General features: G+C 68.7%; 3 protein-coding genes. 2 read left to right on the forward strand and 1 reads right to left on the reverse strand.

Annotated features, from left to right (window positions below; translation table 11 throughout):
• Positions 1-222: universal stress protein (locus ACEN88_RS31720; RefSeq protein WP_413346139.1), on the forward strand; the 222-nt coding region annotated here is incomplete at its 5' end.
• A gap of 10 nt (positions 223-232) precedes the next feature.
• Here the strand turns inward: ACEN88_RS31720 and ACEN88_RS31725 are convergent.
• Positions 233-817 carry an NAD(P)H-dependent oxidoreductase gene (locus ACEN88_RS31725; protein WP_413346141.1) on the reverse strand — a complete coding sequence of 195 codons (585 nt, stop codon included), beginning with the start codon at positions 815-817 and terminating at the stop codon, positions 233-235.
• 173 nt (positions 818-990) lie between these two features.
• Here ACEN88_RS31725 and ACEN88_RS31730 point away from each other — a divergent pair.
• Positions 991-1,388 (forward strand): hypothetical protein (locus ACEN88_RS31730; protein WP_413346143.1); only part of this gene is annotated, 398 nt, incomplete at its 3' end.

Consider the following 1,388-nt stretch of genomic DNA (forward strand, 5'->3'; position numbering starts at 1 on the left):
TGCCAGTCCCAGCGCGGACCCGAGGGCGGCGTGCCGTGCGAGACCGTGCTTGCGCCGCCCGGCCCACCGTGGGAAGGCATCGTCGCGACGGCGCGCGCACACGGCTGCGACGTGATCGTGATGGCCTCGCACGGCCGCCACGGCATGGCCGCGCGACTGCTGGGCAGCGAGACGCAGCGGGTGCTGATCCACTGCGATATCCCCGTGCTGGTGGTGCGCTAGGTGTGTTGTTTCAGGTCGCCGAGCCGCCCAGACGGCGCAGGTGGTCGCGCCAGATGTCGATCCGCTCGGCCGACAGGGAATGGGCGCGCCCGACCAGCGTCGCGCGCACGGGCCGGATACCCGCACGGCCGAGGATTTGCCGGCGCATCATCTTGATACCGTACCCGCCGTAGCCCCACCGGTAGACGGCCGCCGGCATGCCCATGCTGACGACGAGCCGCGCGCTGCGTCCGCCCAGCAGGCCGGCGCCGAACGGCCGGTGCGGGTCGTCCATGAAGACGCCGGGCCGCGTGACGTGCTCCAGGAAGCCGCGCATCAGCGCGGGCATGTCGCCCATCCACAGCGGGTACACGAACACGAGGTGGTCCGCGTGCTGGATCGCCTCCTGCACGGCCGCCAGCTGCGGCGGCGCCGACCCGTGCCACCACTCGGACGGGCTGGTCAGCAGAGGGAAGTTCATCCGCGCCGGCTCGACGACCTCGACGTCATGCCCCGCATCGCGCGCGCCGTCCACGTACGCCTCGGCCAGCGCATGGCACAGGTGCGGGCGGTGGCAATCGGGATGGCCCTGGATCAATAGAATGCGTGCCCCCATCAGCAACCGCCATGCTCTCGTTCGACTTGTACAGCGCTCATTTTTCGCCTTCGATCTGTATTCCCTCAATCAGGCTAACCGAACAGAACATTGCTACGTTGCGAGATATCAAACCACAGGGATTTTTTCGTGCTACCGGAAGTCTAAGAAAATTCTGACTCCGAGGAGCGAACATGTCTGCCACCCGTGCCAGTCCCAGCCGTCCACGCGCAATCTGCGCCGCGCTGCGGCATGGCCGCAAGATGCTGTGCCGGCGCATCGGCGAGATCGTGTCCGGCCCCGACGACATGGTTGCGCACGGTTTCGCGGCGCTCGTGGCGGCCGTCGAGGCGGCCTTCCGGCACGAAGAGCTGATCATGGAAACCTTGGGCTACATGCACCTGCACGAGCACCGCGAGGAAAACGCCGTCGTGCTGTCCGCGCTGCACCACGTGCTGCCGGACGTCGAACGGGGCGACCACATGCTGGGCCGCCAGGTGCTGTCCGCGCTGGTGGACGTGCTGGACCTGCACCGCCTGTCCGGCGAGCTGGCGCTCACGGTGGCGGCCCGTCCGGCCGAGGTGCGGGCCGC

The organism is Massilia sp. CT11-108 (genome assembly GCF_047302915.1).
GTDB classification, from domain to species: Bacteria; Pseudomonadota; Gammaproteobacteria; order Burkholderiales; family Burkholderiaceae_D; genus Telluria; species Telluria orientalis.